Below are 19,267 nucleotides of genomic sequence, written 5' to 3'. Positions count from 1 at the left end.
ACTGCTTTCTCATACGTTGGGCATTTTTGCCAATTTTAAACAAGGTAAAAGTCAACGCGACTGGCTTCAACAAGCCAACGTCATAGGATGTTAAAGTCGAGCATCGCGTTATTACTTATTGATGCTGTATCGCCTGCCACGGCTTTTGCTGGCGCTGTTTGTCGGCTCGGCGCTCGCTATTTCTGGCGTACTGGTGCAGGGCATCGTACGCAATCCACTGGCTTCGCCGGATATTCTCGGCGTAAACCACGCCGCCAGTCTGGTGACAGTCGGCGCACTGCTTCTGCTGCCTTCGCTGTCGGTTATCTGGCTGCCGTTGCTGGCATTTGTCGGCGGTATGGCAGCGCTGGCGCTGCTACGTGCGTTGGTGAATACCTCGTTTCCCATGCGTTTTGCGTTGACGGGTGTAGCACTTTCCGCCTGCTGGGCAAGTATAACCGATTACCTGATGCTTTCTCGTCCGCAGGATGTAAACAACGCTCTGTTGTGGCTGACGGGCAGTTTATGGGGGCGGGGGTGGACTTTTGTTGCGGTGGCAGTGCCATTGCTGGCTGTCTTAATTCCGCTGAGCCTGTGTTTTTGTCGCGACCTCGACCTGCTGGCGCTAGGCGATGCACGAGCCGGAACGCTCGGCATTGCGGTTCCGCGCGTGCAACTTTGGGGGCTGGTGCTGGCGGTAGCACTCGCGGCGACCAGCATCGCCGTATGTGGCCCTATCAGTTTTATCAGTCTGGTGGTTCCTCATATGGTGCGAAAAATCACGGGCGGACGTCACCACTGGCTACTGCCCGTTTCCGCGCTGACAGGTGCGTTGCTGATGGTCGTCGCGGATTTACTGGCACGAACAATTCATCCGCCTCTGGAACTGCCGGCAGGTGTGCTGACCGCAATCATCGGCGCACCGTGGTTTGTATGGCTGCTTGTGAGAATGCGTTAAGTGAAATTACATATAGATAATCTGACCATCGGGTATGGCAACCGCCCTGTTCTGGATGCACTGTCGCTCGTCCTGCCGCCTGGAAAAATCACCGCACTTTTAGGCCCTAACGGTTGTGGTAAATCGACACTATTGAAGTGCATTTCTCGGCAGTTAGCGACGAAACCCGGCACTATCCTGCTCAACAATCAACCTATTACAACGTTTTCATCCCGCCAACTTTCACGCTGCATTGCTTTATTGCCTCAACATCACCTGACACCGGAAGGCATTACCGTTCGGGAGCTGGTCTCTTATGGCCGTAGCCCGTGGCTGTCACTATGGGGACGTCTCTCTGTAGAGGATAAAATGCGAGTGGAAGTTGCGATGGAAAAAACCCATATGGTACATATGGCACAATCGCGGTTAACCGATCTCTCTGGCGGCCAGCGCCAGCGGGCGTTTCTGGCGATGGTACTGGCGCAGGATACACCTGTGGTGTTATTGGATGAGCCTACCACTTATCTTGATATCAACCATCAGGTCGAGCTGATGAGACTTATGGGCGAACTAAAAACGCAGGGGAAAACGGTTGTGGCAGTTCTGCATGATCTTAATCAGGCCAGCCGCTGGTGTGATCATTTGGTGGTGCTGGCGGACGGCAAAGTGATGGCACAGGGAACGCCGGAAGTGGTCTTACAACCAGAACTACTCAGAACCGTGTTTAGCGTAGAGGCTGAGATTCACCCAGAGCCGGTGTCAGGCAGGCCAATGTGCGTGGTGGTTGATTGATCTGATCAAAAATACCCATTATCAGTTAATACTGGCGCACTTTCTTCTCCACATATTCTCTGATTTTTTCTGCCGATGCGGTGATCGCTGGTTCCTCAGCAATCTGCGCGGTCCCTGTTCTCCACCATGATTCATAATCATGCGTCATGGTTTTTGGCAGTACTTTAATATCTATCAAAGTCGCAGTTGGCTGTTTTTGCGCATCCAGCAAAGCGGCAATTAATTGTTGCTCGTTATGCACCCGATAACTCTTGCAACCGTAACTTTCCGCATTCTTGGCGAAATCCACCTGTATCAAGGTGCCATCCAACTGACCATTTTCCGGGTTGCGATAACGATTTTCCGTGGCAAAACTCCCCATGCCTTGACTCATCTGCAAATTATTGATGCAGCCGAACCCGGCATTATCAAACAACAGAACAGTGATCTTGATGTTTTCCTGAATGGCAGTTTGTAATTCGCTGTTCAGCATCAGATACGAACCATCACCGACCATGGCATAAACTGGCTGTTCCGGGCAGGCAAGTTTTGCCCCTAACGATGCCGCAATTTCATACCCCATGCAGGAGTAGCCATATTCCAGATGGTAAGTATCTGGTATTTTCGGCCGCCAAACCCGCTGCAAATCGCCCGGCAGGGAACCCGCAGCCCCGACAATGATGGCGTTTGGCTCCAAATACTGATCCATCAGGCCAAGAACGCGGGTCTGGGTCAGGTTGGTTTGCAGTGTTTCACTGTACTCACTTAATTTATGATCCAAATGCCCCGCAATTTCTGGCTCGAACCCGTCCTGATATTGAATAGAAAACAGCCGCTCTAATTCTTTCTGCCAAACTGATTTGGCCTGTGCTATTTCCTGCTGCCACGCTGAACGCCATGCTGTTTCTGCCAATTCCTGCGCAATGGCATTCAACCCCTCGCGGGCATCCGCCAATACACCTACCGCGTCCAGTTTGCACGCATCAAACTCCGCTACATTGATAGTGAGAAATTCCACGTCCGGATGCTGGAATAATGACTTTGAGGCCGTCGTAAAATCGGTAAAACGTGTCCCAACACCAATAATCAAATCAGCTTCTTTGGCAAGCAGGTTTGCAGCCAAACAGCCCGTCGTCCCCATTCCGCCACAATTCAGGGGATGCCCTGCCACAACCGCACTTTTTCCTGCCTGTGTTTCAGCAAATGGAATATTGAATGTTTCAGCGAAATGGCGAAAAACATCATGGGCTTCGGAATAACGCACACCACCACCACAAATTAACAACGGTTTTTTCTTACGCAGAATCAGTGCCAATGCGTCCTGAATCCGCGCCTGAGAAGCGGGACGACGCTCAATCTGATGAATCCGCTTCTGGAAGAAGTAGTCCGGATAATCCCATACCTCTCCCTGTACATCCTGGGGAAGACAAATCGTGACTGCGCCTGTATCTGCCGGATCGGTCAATACCCGCATAGTGTGGATCATTGCTGTCATCAATTGTTCTGGTCTGGAAATGCGATCCCAATAGCGGGATACCGGACGAAAGCAATCATTGGTACTAATGGTGCCATCACCATATTGTTCTACCTGTTGCAAAACAGGATCTGGCTGACGGCAGGCAAAGGTATCTCCCGGCAATAACAGGAGCGGGATACGGTTTGCTGTCGCGGTTGCCGCAGCCGTGACCATATTGGCAGCGCCCGGCCCAACAGAAGAAGTTACGGCAAAAATCTGCCGGCGCTTTTTCTGCTTGGCAAAACCCGTGGCGATATGTGCCATTCCCTGTTCATTACAACCTTGGTAAACGCGAAGATGTCCCGGCTCCTGCTCCAGTGCCTGACCTAATCCCACCACATTACCATGCCCAAATATTGTGAAGATACCCCGGATAAAAGGATATTCTTCTCCATCAAGGCAGATATATTGCTGATTGAGAAATTTGACCAGAGCCTGAGCCATCGTCATCTTTTTCGTATTTATTGAAGTATGATTCATAGAAATAGCTACTCCATTGTTGGCATCACAAAGCTGCTATCATGATGCTCTAAACGTACGCTGGCAGGCCAACGGCTGGTAACCGTTTTCATGCGGGTATAGAAACGCACGCCATCGTTACCATGTACATTCAGCGGCCCGAAAATGGAACGTTTCCAGCCGCCGAAACTATGGAATGCCATTGGCACAGGAATAGGAATATTCACGCCAACCATACCTGCCTGAACATCTTCACTAAATTGACGGGCAGTTTCACCATCACGGGTAAAGATAGCAGCGCCATTACCATATTCATGGTAATTCACCAAGTTCAATGCCGTGTCATAATCCGGTACGCGGACAATGGCAAGCACCGGGCCAAAAATCTCTTCTTTATAAATTTTCATATCTGGCGTGACATAATCAAACAAAGTCGGCCCCACGAAATAACCATTTTCATAGCCGGCAACCTGATACCCACGACCATCCACCAGCAATTTAGCGCCCTGTTCTACGCCGCTGCGAATGTAGTCACAAATTTTCGCTTTGTGCTGTTCGGTAATCACTGGTCCCATGTCATTTTCTTTTCCTTCGGTAATACCAGTACCGACAGACATATGGCCGATTTGATGCCGGAGTTTTTCTACCAATTTATCTGCAATCCCATCTCCAACTGCCAATACAACAGACAACGCCATGCAGCGTTCCCCTGCTGCACCAAATGCTGCGCCCATAATGGCATTTGCCGCCATATCTATATCAGCATCCGGCATCAGAACACTGTGGTTCTTCGCACCGCCTAATGCCTGACAACGTTTACCATGCGCCGATGCGGTGGTATAAACATATTCCGCAATCGGTGTTGAACCAACAAAACTGACGGCCTGAATGCGGGGGTCAGTTAACAGTACGTCGACGGCTTCTTTATCTCCCTGAATAACATTAAATACCCCATCCGGTACACCGGCCTGCTGCAATAATTTCGCCAGTTCTATTGAGAGAGAAGGATCTTTTTCAGAGGGTTTCAGGACAAAGGTATTTCCTGTCGCCAAGGCAATCGGGAACATCCACATTGGAACCATCGCAGGAAAGTTAAATGGCGTGATGCCGGCACAAACACCTACTGGCTGCATCAGGGAGTGGCTGTCAACGCCCGTTCCCACGTTAGCAGAGTGTTCCCCTTTTTGTAGATGGGGAATACCGCAGGCAAATTCGACCACTTCAAGGCCACGTGTCAATTCACCTACAGCATCAGAATAGATTTTGCCGTGCTCTTCAGAAATTAGCCGTGCTAATCTGTCGCAGTTTTCTTCCAGCAGTGACTTGAATTTAAACATGACCCTCGCCCGTTTCAACGGGGAGGTTTTTGACCATTCGGTAAAGGCCAAACGGGCAGATTCAATAGCATGCTGAGTCTCATGAACCGTGCTTAAGGCAACCTGCCGAATCTCCTGCCCTGTAGCCGGATTAAAGATAGATGAAATGCGGCCACTTTGGCTGTCAGTGAGTTGCCCGCCAATAAAATTTTTAACCTGTTCCATTCTGAGCCTCTCTAAAAATACAATGACGATTGAACCAACAGAAGTTAATCAATAGACGTTGAATCAAGATGCCACAGATATATGAAATATACATTTCACTTTCAATGAAAATTGAAATTCACTTTAATTAATGTGATCAACACGTTATTTTTATGCAATTATATTCATCACACTGTGCAACCTGCGAATATCTTCGCCTGCATCAAGCATAATTGCCTGATGAATGAATTACTTGTTTCATTAAAATTTCTTTATGGAGGCATTATGTCTGCTGCATCTAACCTGAATGAACTTCAAGAGCAAGTACGCTCACGCTATGGTGAATTAAGTAAAAGATTACAACAGGTTGCAAGATATATACTGGATAATACGAACAGCGTTGCATTTGATACTGTTGCTGTTATCGCAAAAGAAGCTGACGTTCCTCCTTCCACTTTGATCCGCTTTGCCAATGCCTTTAATTTCAGTGGATTCAATGAAATGAAACAATTGTTTCGCATGAATCTGGTGGAAGAAACCGCCAGCTATACCAATAGGGCACGTTTGTTCAAAGAATTAGACGGTGCTCATCAAATACCGGAAGAACCCCAACATATTTTGCAGGAATTTGCCCATTCCAATGCTCAGTCCATGCAACAACTCGCTGCCCGCACACCGGCAGAGGATTTAAATAAGGCGGTGAATTTGCTGGCAAGTGCGCACAATATTTACATTATTGGGCTGCGTCGCTCTTTCAGTGTTGCATCATACCTTGCTTATGCCCTTAGTCATCTCGAATGCCGCCCTATGTTGATCGATGGTTTAGGTGGTATGTTCCGCGAACAAATGAATATGATCGGTCCCAAAGATGTTGTGGTATCCATCAGCTTTACGCCATATGCAGAAGAAACCGTAATGGTAAGTGAAAGAGCGGCAAAGGCAGGGGCAAAACAGATTGTGATCACGGATAGCCAAATTAGCCCGCTGGCCAGTTTCAGCGATGTTTGCTTTGTCGTGAAGGAAGCACAGGTTGATGCGTTCCGTTCTCAATCTGCAACTTTGTGTTTAGTGCAATCATTAACAGTAGCACTGGCGTACCGGCAGGGTAATGCAAATTGAAAGTGTTGGTCACGTATTCAACCCATTGATGGTGATATATAATTCCCCTTTTTTCGGAGAAATTAAATGGCGACGGTTGAAGTAAAATGTCGATTTTGTCAACAAACAGAATTCGTTAAAAAACACGGTAAAGGCGATGCTGGCCACCAACGCTATTGTTGTTTATCCTGCAAACGAACCTTTCAACTTGAGTACGCCTATCGAGCATGCAAAGCAGGGATTAAAGAACAAGTCGTTGATCTTGCTATGAACAATTCAGGTATTCGCGATACTGCCCGTGCATCACATATCAGTATCAATGCTGTCATACGTGTTTAAAAAACTCAAACCGCGATGTGTAACAACACTTCCGCTAGATAATATCAACGTTCAACTCATCTGCGAAGTTGACGAAATGGGGTCATTTGTCGGGAATAAAAAGTGCCAACGCTGGCTATGATACGCCTGAGAACCTCGACTAAAACGTATCATCGCTCACACGTTTGGAAGGCGGAACAAGCAAGCGCTTAAAAAGCCTATGAAAAAATTATCGCGATTCAATGTTGTTGTTTGGTGTACAGATAAGTTTAAGGCTCATAACATGTTGCCTAAAAATAAACACCTCGTCGGGAAAAGTTTCACGCAACGTATCGAACGTGAAAATCTGACACTTCGTAACAGAATTAAACGATTGAACCGTAAAACACTCGGCCACTCAAAATCCCCTGAGACGCATGACAAAGTCATCGGGACTTTTATTGAAAGAGAATACTATATTTAAGGCAATCAACGGATTGACTACGTGACCCAAAAATAACTTAGCCAGCTTTTACACTATTCGAAATCCTTAAAAGTCGGTCCCTGAAAATAAACGGCTTTAATATGGCAACTCCGGGGTTGGGTGATCACAAACCGTAGCGTTTCCCACACAGAACGACCGTTCAGCATTTTCTCTCCCATTGTTTTATGGTCATCCAATACTTCATCAAAGCCATTAAGTTCAAAATCAGGGGGATAAAGCCCGGTTACGCGAATATTTTCTTTGCTCAAGTGATGGGCTAAATTCTGGCTAAAGCCGCTCATGGCATGTTTGGCGGCAAAAAACGCAGGGTGAGCAACGGATTCAGTAAATTGAGGAATGCCACAAACCGATACCATAGCAACGATATCTGCGCCTTGTGACTGACGCAGGCTCGGCAGTAATGCTTTGGTCAGCAGGATAGAACCGGTTATACCGGAATTCACGGTGCTGACGATATCAGCGTCACTGTCACCTTCCCCCAAATGCCCTTCCAGCCATTGGGCGGCACTTAATATCAGTATGTCAATGGGTTGTTCGTCTTGCAGTAATTGACTGGCAAAGTCGCGGACAGAATCAGCATCACTCATATCACACTGATAACCCCGGGCCGTACCACCTTCACGGTGAATAATCTCACAGGTTGCTTCCGCACTGGCTAACTGACGGGCACAGAGATCAACATACGCCCCTTCACGCGCTAACCAAACAGAAACTGCTTGCCCAAAATCGCGGCCTCCACCTGTTACGACAACTCGCTTACCTTTTAACTTGCTTGTTCCGCTGGCTTCATTAAACATTATGTGGCTATCCTTATATCAGTTATAAAGCGGGGGTGAGAAACCGTCACTCTATCGGTCAGATTTATTGATAATTCACTGTTTAGAAAGCCAATCTTACTTGAGAATTGCCACCATAGTTCTACTGTTTTGTGCTATTTTTTGTACTATCTGAAAAAACTTTAATCATGTTTCAAATACGAACGTTTTCCTGCACATATTCGCCATATTTTATTTCACGACTGACTCAGAGAGCACACTGAAGATCGAAAACATTTATATCTGCTAAACTTTAGCAGCGGATAACGTAAATTGTGTACTGGATTACTGTGATTCTTAACGCCATAAAACCACAACCATCACCTGTGAAGGGGGTTATATGAAAGCACTTGTTTATCACGGAGCCGGAAAAAAACGCTGGGAAGAAAAAGCACCACCCCAACTCATTGAACCAACAGATGCTATCGTCCGCATCGTCAAAACTACCATCTGTGGCACAGATCTGCATATCCTCAAGGGAGACGTTCCCACTGTCGGGCAAGGCCGGACATTGGGCCATGAAGGTATTGGGATCGTTGAATCAATTGGGGAGTCGGTCCGCAATATCAAAGTCGGTGACAAGATGATTATTTCCTGTATCACCGTCTGTGGCAGTTGTTCCTATTGTAAACGCCAGCTTTATGCACACTGTAAAGATGGTGGCTGGATCCTGGGGCATAAAATTGATGGGACACAGGCAGAAAAAGTACGGATTCCCCATGCTGATAATAGCCTGCATCGTCTGCCGGTAGGTGTCGATGAAGAAGCGGCATTAATGCTCAGTGACATCCTGCCAACCGGCCTTGAAATTGGAGTTATCAATGGCAGGGTCCAACCGGGACAGACTATCGCCTTAATTGGCGCGGGGCCAGTCGGGTTATCAGCATTACTGGCATCACAATTTTACTCCCCGGCACATATCATCATGATCGATACTGATGATAACCGCCTTAGCGTCGCCCGGCAGTTTGGTGCTAACACGGTTATCAACCCGACAAAACAGAACGTAGTAGAAACTATCAACAAACTGACTGACGGTATTGGTGTAGACGTCGCCATTGAGTGTGTGGGGATCCCCGCAACGTTCAAAATATGTCAGGATATCATCGCAGCAGGCGGATTCATTGCCAATGTTGGTGTCCACGGCAAATCCGTTGATCTGCATCTGGAAAATCTCTGGATCAAAAACATTACCATTACCACTGGACTGGTAAATACAAGCAGTACTCCCATGCTGCTGAAAAGTGTCCAATCCGGCAAAATTGCACCTGAAAAGCTGGTCACTCATCATTATCCATTGAGTGAGATAGAAGCTGCTTATGAAGTATTTGGTAATGCAGCCCAAGAGAAGGCATTGAAAATTGTCTTGTCAGCATAACGGGGGAAGAAACACCGGCGTTCTTAAAATATTCCCTCTCATATAAAACAGAAAAGCCGCCGCAATATACTGCATAAATGTTCCTATGCAATTCATTACGGCGGCCTTTATACTATATTTGATATTACATTTGATTTGATATTACACTTAATGTATTAATCAATTAACTTATTAATACATTAATAAACTATCAATCTATAGTTCGCTTTCTTCATCCAAATCTTCTTGAGAAAGATTCACGATAGCAATAAATTCATCCAATAAGCCTAAAAGTTGGGCCAGTTTTTCTGGAGAAAAAGCGTTTTCAATCGCCATATAACCCTCAGCAACCTGCCCTTTTGCCTGCTCATAGAGTTCCTGCCCAGCCGGAGTCAAAGAAACATACAGCTTACGCTGATCATTCATTGGCTTCAGGCGGAAGATAAGCCCGTCACGCTCCATACGTGTCAAGATGCCTGTCAGGCTTGGACGCAGGATACAAGTGAGACAAGCTAAATCATGAAAATCAATAGAACGGCTACTTGCAAGTACACGAATAATACGCCACTGCTGTTCAGTTAAATTATAGCTCTTCAAAATAGGCCGAAAAAAACCCATTGCGGTTTCTCTCGCTTGAAGCAATGCAATTGTTAAGGATTCATGCATAAGTAAAAGTGACTCTTTAGTTAATCGCTAGTCATTCTATAAGTTTAACGCTCATGCTATTTATTATAGCCAACATGAACACCAAAAAGACTAGCACGCTCATAATCATCCACAAAGGGGAAAGACTTCAACATTAACAAATAAATAAAATCATCCCATCCCCAAAAAGTTAACAGCAAGTTAAATTCAATCCCAAATGACCTTGATTAAAAATATAACAGGCTGATCTTTATGTGGTAAAAACAATCAGCAATAAGTGTTGTTACATAGATCACAATTAAAATTAACAATCAAATTAACATATTGAAGATTGCCCGAACATGACTTATTAATATATTAATAACATTCTCTCTATACGCCGCTTAGGTTACAAGGAGTTGTCAATGAAAGGCACTGTCTTTGCCGTCGCCCTAAACCATCGTAGCCAGATCGATTTCTGGAACGGGGCATTTCAAGAAGCACCTTATAAAACACCCCCAAAAACTCCAATTTGGTTTATCAAGCCCCGCAATACTGTCATTGGCTCAGGGGATGTGATTCCTCATCCTGTCGGAGAAACGTTACAAAGCGGCGCTACCCTGGCAATGTTGATTGGAAAAACCGCCCGTAAAGTCTCTATTCAGGATGCAGACCAGTACATTGCCGGATATGCCTTAGCAAACGAAGTCAGCCTACCAGAAACATCGTTTTACCGTCCCGCGATTAAAGCGAAATGTCGGGATGGTTTTTGCCCGATAGGTCAAATGAGCAAGATAAGAACCGTGGAATTTCTTGATATAGTGACTGAAATCAATGGGCAGGAAGTTGATCGCTGGTCAACCAGAGATCTTGTCCGATCCGCGCAGGAATTGCTGGTGGCATTAAGTGAATTCGCCACATTGAAAGAAGGCGATGTCATCCTGCTGGGAACACCCCATCAACGCGCTACTCTCCATTCCGGCGATCAAATCACGATCAAGGCTGAAGGCTTCCCCAATCTGGAAAACAGGGTCGTACTCGCAGGAGGTCAGGCATGAAACACGCCAAAATTTATTATCAGGGTCAGGAACTGAATGTCACCGTAGATGAGCAGGAAAATATTCTCCTGCCCGATGGCGGTATGGTTAACAGTGAGGATGTTATATGGCTTCCTCCCGCCAACGGAACCCTGTTTGCGTTGGGGTTGAATTATGCCGATCACGCAACAGAACTGGAGTTTAAGCCACCGGAAGAACCTCTTGTATTTATCAAGGCTGCCAATAGCTTAATAGGCCACCGACAGGTTTCTGTCCGCCCCGACAATGTGGAGTACATGCATTATGAAGCAGAACTCGTTGTCGTAATCGGCAGACCCGCACATAAAATTTCCAGAGAAAATGCGATGGATTACGTTGCGGGATATACCGTTTGTAATGATTACGCCATTCGTGACTATCTGGAAAATTATTATCGTCCCAATTTGCGTGTAAAAAGCCGGGATACGCTTACGCCAATCGGCCCTTGGATTGTGGATAAAAATGCGATCGCCGATCCCCATAATCTTATCCTGAGAACCTGGGTCAATGGTGAGTTACGTCAACAGGGCACAACCGCCGATTTGATCTTCGACATTCCTTTCCTGATCAGCTACCTCAGCGATTTCATGACATTGCAACCGGGCGACATGATTGCCACCGGAACCCCAAAAGGGCTGTCCAATGTTGTTCCCGGGGATGAGGTTATCGTGGAAGTGGAAGGTGTTGGTCGTCTGGTGAATCGTATTGTCAGCCAGCAGGAATATGAGGAGAGTTTGTCATGACCATTATTAATCATTGGATCAACGGCAAGAACGTTGATAGCAAAACCTATTTCGAAACAACGAATCCCGCAACCGGTGAGGTGCTGGCGGAAGTGGCTTCCGGCGGGCAAGCAGAGATTGATCAGGCTGTGGCTGCCGCCAAAGAAGCTTTCCCGAAATGGGCCAATACCCCGATGAAGGAGCGGGCTCGCCTGATGCGCCGTTTGGGTGAACTCATTGACCAAAATGTTCCTGAAATTTCTGCCATGGAAACGAAGGATACCGGTCTGCCCATCCACCAGACACAAAATGTGTTGATTCCACGGGCTTCCCAGAATTTTGATTTCTTCGCTGAAATCTGCCAGCAAATGAACGGGCGCACTTATCCCGTTGACGACAAGATGCTCAATTATACCTTGATTCAGCCCGTCGGGGTTTGTGCCTTGATCTCCCCATGGAATGTGCCTTTCATGACGGCAACCTGGAAAGTCGCCCCTTGTCTGGCTCTGGGAAATACGGCTGTTTTAAAAATGTCCGAACTTTCACCACTCACGGCGAATCGTCTGGGAGAGCTGGCGCTGGAGGCCGGTATTCCGGCAGGCGTATTGAATGTGGTACAGGGTTACGGTAACACCGCCGGTGATGCGCTGGTAAAACATCACGATGTGCGCGCTATTTCTTTCACGGGTGGAACAGCGACCGGTCGCGTGATCATGCAAAATGCCGGGCTGAAAAAATATTCCATGGAGCTGGGTGGAAAATCCCCCGTTCTGGTCTTTGAAGATGCCGATATTGAACGCGCGCTGGATGCCGCGCTATTCACCATTTTCTCCCTCAATGGCGAGCGTTGTACGGCAGGCTCCCGTATTTTCATTCAGGAAAGTATTTACCCCGAATTTGTTAAGCGCTTTGCCGAACGCGCCAACCGGCTTCGCGTCGGCGACCCCGACGATCTCAATACTCAGGTTGGCAGCCTGATCAGCCAACAACACTGGGAAAAAGTCTCTAACTATATCCGATTGGGGATCGAAGAAGGGGCAACATTGTTAGCGGGCGGCCCCGATAAACCCACCGGATTGCCCGCCCATCTGAAAGATGGCAATTTCCTGCGCCCCACTGTACTGGCTGATGTGGATAACAGTATGCGTGTAGCACAGGAAGAGATCTTCGGCCCCGTTGCTTGCCTGTTACCGTTCAAGAGCGAAGAGGACGGGTTGCGCATGGCTAATGATGTGGAATATGGCCTTGCATCCTATATCTGGACACAGGATGTCAGCAAAGTTTTGCGTCTGGCTCGTGGTATTGAAGCGGGTATGGTGTTCGTCAATTCGCAAAATGTCCGTGACCTGCGCCAGCCATTTGGCGGAATCAAAGCCTCCGGTGTAGGGCGTGAAGGCGGGGAATACAGCTTCGAAGTCTTTGCCGAAGTGAAGAATGTTTGTATCTCTATGGGCGATCATCCGATTCCCCGTTGGGGCGTTTGATCAATCAGGAATGAAATAAGAGCCTGTTCCATCAGGCTCTAAATCTCAGCGTTAACCACAGTTGGCCATCCTAATATTAAGTGAGGGTTTATGGGAAAGTTAGCGTTAGCCGCGAAAATTACACACGTGCCTTCTATGTACCTGTCTGAATTGCCGGGCAAGCACCACGGCTGCCGGCAAAGTGCCATTGACGGACATAAAGAGATCAGCCGCCGTTGTCGTGAGATGGGTGTCGATACAATTATCGTTTTCGACACCCATTGGCTGGTTAACAGCGCCTATCATATTAACTGTGCCGACCATTTTTCTGGCATCTATACTAGCAATGAACTGCCACATTTTATCCGTGACATGACTTATGAGTACGACGGTAATCCTGAATTGGGGCGGATGATTGCAGAAGAAGCGCGTCAGATGGGAGTTCGTGCTCAATCACACGAGATCCTGAGCCTGAAGCTGGAATATGGCACGCTGGTGCCGATGCGCTATATGAACAGTGACCGACGTTTCAAGGTGATTTCAATTTCTGCCTTTTGCACTGTCCACGCTTTTGAAGATAGCCGCAAATTGGGAGAGGCCATTTTACGGTCCATTGAGAAATACGATGGCACGGTTGCAGTGCTGGCCAGCGGCTCGTTGTCGCACAGCTTTATTGATGATCAACGTGCCGAAGAAGGCATGAACAGTTATACCCGCGAGTTTGATGAGCAAATGGATCGCCGCGTTGTACAGCTTTGGAAAGAGGGAAAGTTCAAGGAATTCTGCAAGATGCTGCCGGAATATGCACAGTATTGCCGGGGAGAAGGCAATATGCACGATACCGTAATGCTGCTTGGCCTGCTCGGTTGGGATAACTATGACGGCAAAGTGGAATTTCTGACGGAATTGTTCGCAAGTTCAGGTACAGGGCAGGTTAACGCCGTTTTCCCATTACCGGACGCTATTATTAATCAATGATTCGTTAATAAAAACGGCCGTCGATAAAATTGATGCCCGACAGGAGCAAACCGTGCCACATTTTTATGCAGAGTGTACTGAAAATATCCGCAAAGAAGCCAACTTGCCGGAATTATTTGCCAAAGTGAACCAAGCACTGGCAGAGACGGGCATCTTCCCTCCGGGCGGTATTCGCAGCCGCGCCATTTGGTTGGATACCTGGCAAATGGCGGATGGAAAACAAGATTACGCGTTTGTTCATATGACATTGAAAGTTGGTGCCGGACGCAGCCTTGAAGATCGGCAGAAAGTCGGAGAAATGTTATTTGCCTTAATCAAAGCGCATTTCGCCGATTTAATGGCGCAGCGTTATCTTGGCCTCTCTTTCACTATGGAAGAGCTCGATCCTGTGCTGAATTATAGATCCAATAACGTTCATAGCCTGTTTAAAACAAAAGGGTAACGACGATAGGTGGCATAATTAAGATCACTCACGTCTGTTTTTTTAATAAAGAGGAAACTATGACAAGTTATCTGGATACTTCACTGCTGCGCCAACAGGCTTATATCTACGGTCAATGGGTTGATGCAGAAAATAAAGCGACCTTTGAAGTGACGAACCCAGCCAATGGTGAAGTCATTGCCAATGTCAGTAATCTGGGAGCAACAGAGACACAATCTGCCATTGAAGCCGCTAACCATGCGCTTCCTGCATGGCGGGCGTTAACCGCTAAACAACGCAGCCAAAAGCTCAGGCAATGGTTCCATTTGATTATGGAAAATCAAACCGCTCTGGCTGAAATAATGAGTGCGGAACAGGGTAAAACCCACGCGGAGGCAATGGGAGAAATTGCTTACGGCGCCAGTTTCATCGAATGGTTTGCAGAAGAAGGCAAGCGCATTTACGGTGAAACCATCCCTTCCCCAATGCCGGGCCGACGCCTTGCCACTATTAAACAGCCAATTGGCGTTGTTGCTGCCATTACACCGTGGAATTTCCCCAATGCGATGATCACCCGTAAAGTTGGGCCTGCACTGGCTGCGGGGTGTACGGTGGTTCTGAAACCTGCGGCTGAAACGCCACTCTCTGCACTGGCACTGGTTGTATTGGCAGAGAAAGCCGGAATTCCTGCTGGTGTCCTGAATATCGTCACCGGAACAGATGCCAAAGCGATCGGAGAAGTACTGACTTCAAGTTCTATTGTGCGCAAACTTTCGTTCACCGGCTCTACACGTGTCGGCAAATTATTGATGGCACAAAGTGCTGATACCGTGAAAAAACTCTCCCTCGAATTGGGCGGCAATGCGCCTTTCATCGTGTTTGATGATGCTGATCTTGATGCTGCCGTAGAAGGTGCAATGGCAGCGAAATTCCGTAACAGCGGGCAAACTTGTGTTTGTGCCAACCGAATTCTGGTACAGGAAGGCATTTACGATGCGTTTGCGGAACGCTTGGCACAAGCAGTGAAACAGCTTCGTGTCGGGCCGTCCACTGACATCGGGTCACAACAAGGGCCGCTGATTAATCAGGCCGCAGTGGAGAAAGTACAGGCTCATATCAGCGATGCGGTTTCCAACGGCGCACGTATTCTGGCGGGTGGCAAATCCCATGCCCTGGGTGGTTTGTTCTTTGAACCAACGGTTCTGGCTGATGTTACGGAATCCATGCAGGTTGCCCATGAAGAAACCTTCGGCCCGTTGGCTCCCCTGTTCAAATTCCGCGATGAAGACGAAGCCATCCGCATTGCCAACGACACGGAATTTGGCTTGGCTGCCTATTTCTATTCCCGCGACATCGGCCGGATTTATCGCGTAGCTGAAGCGCTGGAAAGCGGTATGGTAGGCATCAATGAAGGGCTGATTTCCAACGAAATCGCACCATTTGGCGGTATCAAACAGTCGGGACTGGGACGTGAAGGCTCACGTTACGGTATCGAAGATTATCTGGAAGTAAAATACCTCTGTTTTGGAGGGTTAGAAGCTAAAGGAGCTTAATCCCCTATGCTACAGCAAGAAGTCGTATCACAGGTTGCACGCCGTTTACATCAGGCAGAAAAAAATCGTGAGCAGATCCGCCAACTCTCACTGGATTACCCAGAAATGACGATTGAGGATGCTTACGCCATTCAACGCGAATGGGTAGATTTGAAAATTACAGAGGGCCGAGTTCTCAAAGGTCATAAGATCGGCCTGACGTCCAAAGCCATGCAAGCCAGTTCACAAATTGATGAACCTGATTATGGTGCCCTGCTGGATGATATGTTTTTTCAGGACGGCGGTGATATCCCTTGCGAACGCTTTATTGTGCCGCGCATTGAGGTCGAACTGGCCTTCGTGCTGGCAAAACCCCTGCGTGGCCCAAACTGTACGCTGTTTGATGTTTATAACGCGACAGATTACGTTATTCCGGCGCTGGAACTTATCGATGCCCGCTGCCACAACATCGATCCTGATACTCAGCGCCCGCGTAAAGTGTTCGATACGATTTCTGACAATGCCGCCAATGGCGGTGTCATTATGGGAGGTCGTCCGATCAAGCCAGATGAATTCGATCTTCGGTGGATCAGCGCCCTGCTTTACCGCAATGGCGTGATTGAAGAATCCGGTGTGGCCGCCGCCGTTCTCAATCATCCGGCCAATGGCGTGGCATGGCTTGCCAATAAACTGGCACCACATGATGTTCAACTTGAAGCGGGCCAGATCATTTTGTCTGGCTCTTTTACCCGGCCTGTCCCTGCACGCAAAGGTGATACCTTTCATGTGGATTACGGTGTTTTAGGCTCCATTAGCTGCCACTTTGTTTAAAATCTCTAAGGTACGATTATGGATCAATTAACAAACAGGTTTAAACAAGCTCTAAAATCAGGACAGCCACAAATCGGATTATGGCTCGGGCTATGCAGTGGCTACAGCGCAGAAATTCTGGCAGGAACAGGATTTGATTGGTTGTTGATTGACGGCGAACATGCCCCCAACGATATTCCCACCATCCTTGCTCAATTGCAGGGCATCGCCCCTTATCCAAGCCAGCCTGTCGTTCGTCCCCCGTGGAACGATCCGGTGATCATCAAACAGTTGTTGGATATTGGCGCTCAAACATTGTTACTCCCAATGATTCAAAACGCAGAACAGGCCCGTCAAGCGGTTCGATCCACTCACTACCCGCCCGCAGGTATCCGTGGGGTAGGCAGTGCGCTGGCACGGGCTTCCCGCTGGAATCGCATTCCTGACTATCTATCCCGCGCTAATGACGAAATATGTGTATTGGTACAGGTAGAAACTCATGAAGCCCTGCAAAATCTGCCAGAAATCGCGGCAGTCGAAGGTGTTGATGGTGTGTTTATCGGCCCTGCGGATCTCAGTGCGGATATGGGACACATTGGCAATCCGCAGCATCCAGAGGTTAAAACAGCGATTGAACAAGCAATAGGTCAAATCAAAGCTTCCGGTAAAGCAGCAGGTATTTTGATGACCAATGTTGATGAGGCTAGGCATTACCTCAATATGGGCGCCCTGTTTGTTGCCGTAGGTGTTGATACAAGCATACTGACAGGCGCTGCCAACGCGCTGGCTGCACGTTTTGGCAACATTAGGGAAGAACTCCACACGCCATTACCCAGCAGTTATTAAGTGCTCATTACCGACAACAACACAACTCATTACCCTACACCGCAGATGTTGATCGCGACATCTGCCATTGCAGTCTGAATTTCCTGATAACTCAACTTCCTGATAATTCAATTTCCTAATAACAATAAAAAGGAAACGACAATGAGCACTTCACCTGACGCCATATCCAAATCATCTAAATCAAATAATCCGGCTTATCCACACCAAAAATTCACCTCTCAACAGCAAAATATCATCAATAAGTTATTCCGACGCCTGATCTTCTTTCTCTTTATCCTGTTTGTTTTCTCTTTTTTGGATCGCATCAATATTGGTTTTGCCGGTTTGACGATGGGAAAAGATCTTGGCTTGACGTCCACCATGTTCGGGCTGGCCGCCACGCTGTTTTATGCCACTTACGTGATTTTTGGCATTCCCAGCAATGTCATGCTGAGTATTGTGGGAGCCCGCCGCTGGATTGCCACCATTATGGTGTTATGGGGAATTGCTTCTACGGCAACAATGTTTGCGACCGGCCCTACCAGCCTGTATATCCTGCGTATGTTGGTAGGCGTTGCGGAAGCTGGTTTCTTACCCGGTATTTTAGTCTACCTGACTTATTGGTTTCCGGCCTATTATCGCGCCCGTGCCAATGCGCTGTTTATGATCGCCATGCCCGTAACAATGGCATTTGGTTCACTCATCTCCGGTTACATTCTGGAAATGGACGGTATCTGGGATCTGCGTGGCTGGCAATGGCTATTTTTGCTGGAAGGCTTCCCTTCTGTTTTGCTTGGTTTTGTTGTCTGGTTTTATCTGGATGATTCACCGGAAAAGGCTAAATGGCTGACCCGTGAAGATAAGCAGTGCCTTCAGGAAATGCTAGAAAACGATAGGCTTTCGCAGGAACACACCAACGCGCCTGTTCTGCAAAAAACCAGCTTATGGCGGGAGATTTTTACCCCGATTGTATTGATGTATACCTTCGCTTATTTCTGCCTGACCAATACCCTGAGCGCCATTAATATCTGGACGCCACAGATTATGCAGAGTTTCAATCAGAACAGCAGCCACATCATTATCGGCATTCTGACTGCCATTCCGCAATTCTGCACAATTTTGGGCATGATTTACTGGAGCCGCCGCTCAGATCGCCTGCAAGAACGCAAAATACACACCGCCCTGCCTTATCTGTTTGCCGCCGCAGGCTGGGTGTTAACTTCACTTACCGACCACAGCATGATACAGCTACTGGGGATCATCATGGCTTCCACCGGATCGTTCACTGCCATGGCAGTATTCTGGACGACACCGGATCAATCGATCAGTCTGCGTGCCAGAGCGGTGGGGATCGCCGTGATCAACGCCACGGGCAATGTGGGATCTGCCGTCAGCCCGCTTTTGATCGGCTGGCTGAAAGATCAAACCGGCAGTTTCAACGCAGGACTCTATTTTGTAGCAGGGTTATTGGTTATCGGAGCATTGATGGTTTTGTTTATCCCAATGCAACACGCCAGATCACGGACAACATCGTAAATAACGGGCAAGATATCTTGGCCAGC

At 47.7% G+C, this 19,267-nt stretch carries 16 protein-coding genes and 3 pseudogenes; 15 read left to right on the top strand and 4 right to left on the bottom strand.

The features are described 5' to 3' along the window. The 3 genes and pseudogenes from AAC854_RS24255 to fecE form a co-directional block, all read left to right on the top strand. Positions 1–94 (top strand): annotated as a pseudogene (locus AAC854_RS24255) (IS982 family transposase); the annotation flags it as partial. Positions 95–109: 15 nt separating this feature from the next. Then, positions 110–937: pseudogene (fecD, locus tag AAC854_RS09385) on the top strand (Fe(3+) dicitrate ABC transporter permease subunit FecD); the annotation flags it as partial. Further along, positions 938–1,708, top strand: coding sequence for a Fe(3+) dicitrate ABC transporter ATP-binding protein FecE (gene fecE / locus AAC854_RS09380; protein WP_340616862.1), 771 nt, complete (start codon positions 938–940; stop codon positions 1,706–1,708). A 25-nt stretch (positions 1,709–1,733) separates the two neighbouring features. Here the strand turns inward: fecE and iolD are convergent, their stop codons facing one another. Next, positions 1,734–3,668, bottom strand: a complete 1,935-nt coding sequence (gene iolD / locus AAC854_RS09375) for a 3D-(3,5/4)-trihydroxycyclohexane-1,2-dione acylhydrolase (decyclizing) (RefSeq protein WP_340616864.1) — start codon at positions 3,666–3,668, stop codon at positions 1,734–1,736. 23 nt (positions 3,669–3,691) lie between these two features. Next, a complete protein-coding gene (locus tag AAC854_RS09370) occupies positions 3,692–5,203 on the bottom strand; it encodes a CoA-acylating methylmalonate-semialdehyde dehydrogenase (protein ID WP_340616861.1) in 1,512 nt (503 codons plus the stop codon). Between the two features lie 264 nt (positions 5,204–5,467). On the opposite strand from AAC854_RS09370, the gene AAC854_RS09365 reads away from it, so the two are divergent. Together AAC854_RS09365 and AAC854_RS09360 are read left to right on the top strand one after the other, a co-directional pair. Beyond that, positions 5,468–6,301: a MurR/RpiR family transcriptional regulator gene (locus tag AAC854_RS09365; protein ID WP_340616860.1), complete on the top strand. Its 834-nt coding sequence runs from the start codon at positions 5,468–5,470 to the stop codon at positions 6,299–6,301. 66 nt (positions 6,302–6,367) lie between these two features. After that, a pseudogene (locus AAC854_RS09360) lies at positions 6,368–7,061 on the top strand (IS1 family transposase). Positions 7,062–7,114: 53 nt separating this feature from the next. On the opposite strand, the gene AAC854_RS09355 reads toward AAC854_RS09360, so the two are convergent. Continuing rightward, positions 7,115–7,879 carry an SDR family oxidoreductase gene (locus AAC854_RS09355; RefSeq protein WP_340616859.1) on the bottom strand — a complete coding sequence of 255 codons (765 nt, stop codon included), beginning with the start codon at positions 7,877–7,879 and terminating at the stop codon, positions 7,115–7,117. A 358-nt stretch (positions 7,880–8,237) separates the two neighbouring features. Between AAC854_RS09355 and AAC854_RS09350 the strand changes: the two genes are divergently transcribed. Further along, complete coding sequence (locus AAC854_RS09350) at positions 8,238–9,275, top strand: zinc-dependent alcohol dehydrogenase family protein (RefSeq protein WP_340616858.1); 1,038 nt, start codon at positions 8,238–8,240, stop codon at positions 9,273–9,275. Between the two features lie 195 nt (positions 9,276–9,470). On the opposite strand, the gene hpaR is transcribed toward AAC854_RS09350, so the two are convergent. Further along, positions 9,471–9,920, bottom strand: coding sequence for a homoprotocatechuate degradation operon regulator HpaR (gene hpaR, locus AAC854_RS09345; RefSeq protein ID WP_340616857.1), 450 nt, complete (start codon positions 9,918–9,920; stop codon positions 9,471–9,473). A 383-nt stretch (positions 9,921–10,303) separates the two neighbouring features. On the opposite strand from hpaR, the gene AAC854_RS09340 reads away from it, so the two are divergent. The 9 genes from AAC854_RS09340 (at position 10,304) to hpaX (ending at position 19,241) form a co-directional block, all read left to right on the top strand. Continuing rightward, positions 10,304–10,936 (top strand): fumarylacetoacetate hydrolase family protein, encoded by a 633-nt coding sequence (locus tag AAC854_RS09340; protein WP_340616856.1) that lies wholly within the window; start codon positions 10,304–10,306, stop codon positions 10,934–10,936. Next, on the top strand, positions 10,933–11,697 hold the full coding sequence (locus AAC854_RS09335) for a fumarylacetoacetate hydrolase family protein (RefSeq protein ID WP_340616855.1): 765 nt from the start codon (positions 10,933–10,935) through the stop codon (positions 11,695–11,697). Before AAC854_RS09340 ends, AAC854_RS09335 begins: the two co-directional genes overlap by 4 nt. Beyond that, positions 11,694–13,160 carry a 5-carboxymethyl-2-hydroxymuconate semialdehyde dehydrogenase gene (gene hpaE / locus AAC854_RS09330; protein WP_340616854.1) on the top strand — a complete coding sequence of 489 codons (1,467 nt, stop codon included), beginning with the start codon at positions 11,694–11,696 and terminating at the stop codon, positions 13,158–13,160. The genes AAC854_RS09335 and hpaE overlap by 4 nt, the downstream gene beginning before the upstream one ends. A gap of 90 nt (positions 13,161–13,250) precedes the next feature. Then, positions 13,251–14,117, top strand: coding sequence for a 3,4-dihydroxyphenylacetate 2,3-dioxygenase (gene hpaD / locus AAC854_RS09325; protein ID WP_340616853.1), 867 nt, complete (start codon positions 13,251–13,253; stop codon positions 14,115–14,117). A 52-nt stretch (positions 14,118–14,169) separates the two neighbouring features. Then, a complete protein-coding gene (locus tag AAC854_RS09320) occupies positions 14,170–14,559 on the top strand; it encodes a 5-carboxymethyl-2-hydroxymuconate Delta-isomerase (RefSeq protein ID WP_340616852.1) in 390 nt (129 codons plus the stop codon). A gap of 59 nt (positions 14,560–14,618) precedes the next feature. After that, positions 14,619–16,091, top strand: a complete 1,473-nt coding sequence (locus tag AAC854_RS09315) for an NAD-dependent succinate-semialdehyde dehydrogenase (RefSeq protein ID WP_340616851.1) — start codon at positions 14,619–14,621, stop codon at positions 16,089–16,091. A gap of 6 nt (positions 16,092–16,097) precedes the next feature. Then, positions 16,098–16,901 carry a 2-oxo-hept-4-ene-1,7-dioate hydratase gene (gene hpaH / locus AAC854_RS09310; RefSeq protein WP_340616850.1) on the top strand — a complete coding sequence of 268 codons (804 nt, stop codon included), beginning with the start codon at positions 16,098–16,100 and terminating at the stop codon, positions 16,899–16,901. Between the two features lie 18 nt (positions 16,902–16,919). Continuing rightward, on the top strand, positions 16,920–17,726 hold the full coding sequence (gene hpaI / locus AAC854_RS09305) for a 4-hydroxy-2-oxoheptanedioate aldolase (protein WP_340616849.1): 807 nt from the start codon (positions 16,920–16,922) through the stop codon (positions 17,724–17,726). Positions 17,727–17,867: 141 nt separating this feature from the next. Beyond that, positions 17,868–19,241, top strand: a complete 1,374-nt coding sequence (gene hpaX, locus AAC854_RS09300) for a 4-hydroxyphenylacetate permease (protein WP_340616848.1) — start codon at positions 17,868–17,870, stop codon at positions 19,239–19,241. Positions 19,242–19,267 lie beyond the last annotated feature (26 nt).

Origin of the sequence: Xenorhabdus entomophaga (genome assembly GCF_037996725.1) — a bacterium.
In the GTDB taxonomy this organism is placed as follows: Bacteria; Pseudomonadota; Gammaproteobacteria; order Enterobacterales; family Enterobacteriaceae; genus Xenorhabdus; species Xenorhabdus khoisanae.
The sequence above is the reverse complement of the archived record's forward strand: the minus strand, read 5'-3'. Positions and strand labels throughout refer to the sequence as shown.

Coding starts and splice junctions, on each gene's coding strand:
- AAC854_RS09370 (WP_340616861.1), bottom strand. CDS start 5,203: ATGGAACAGGTTAAAAATTTTATTGGCGGGCAACTCACTGACAGCCAA.
- AAC854_RS09365 (WP_340616860.1), top strand. CDS start 5,468: ATGTCTGCTGCATCTAACCTGAATGAACTTCAAGAGCAAGTACGCTCA.
- AAC854_RS09355 (WP_340616859.1), bottom strand. CDS start 7,879: ATGTTTAATGAAGCCAGCGGAACAAGCAAGTTAAAAGGTAAGCGAGTT.
- AAC854_RS09350 (WP_340616858.1), top strand. CDS start 8,238: ATGAAAGCACTTGTTTATCACGGAGCCGGAAAAAAACGCTGGGAAGAA.
- hpaR (WP_340616857.1), bottom strand. CDS start 9,920: ATGCATGAATCCTTAACAATTGCATTGCTTCAAGCGAGAGAAACCGCA.
- AAC854_RS09340 (WP_340616856.1), top strand. CDS start 10,304: ATGAAAGGCACTGTCTTTGCCGTCGCCCTAAACCATCGTAGCCAGATC.
- AAC854_RS09335 (WP_340616855.1), top strand. CDS start 10,933: ATGAAACACGCCAAAATTTATTATCAGGGTCAGGAACTGAATGTCACC.
- hpaE (WP_340616854.1), top strand. CDS start 11,694: ATGACCATTATTAATCATTGGATCAACGGCAAGAACGTTGATAGCAAA.
- hpaD (WP_340616853.1), top strand. CDS start 13,251: ATGGGAAAGTTAGCGTTAGCCGCGAAAATTACACACGTGCCTTCTATG.
- AAC854_RS09315 (WP_340616851.1), top strand. CDS start 14,619: ATGACAAGTTATCTGGATACTTCACTGCTGCGCCAACAGGCTTATATC.
- hpaH (WP_340616850.1), top strand. CDS start 16,098: ATGCTACAGCAAGAAGTCGTATCACAGGTTGCACGCCGTTTACATCAG.
- hpaI (WP_340616849.1), top strand. CDS start 16,920: ATGGATCAATTAACAAACAGGTTTAAACAAGCTCTAAAATCAGGACAG.
- hpaX (WP_340616848.1), top strand. CDS start 17,868: ATGAGCACTTCACCTGACGCCATATCCAAATCATCTAAATCAAATAAT.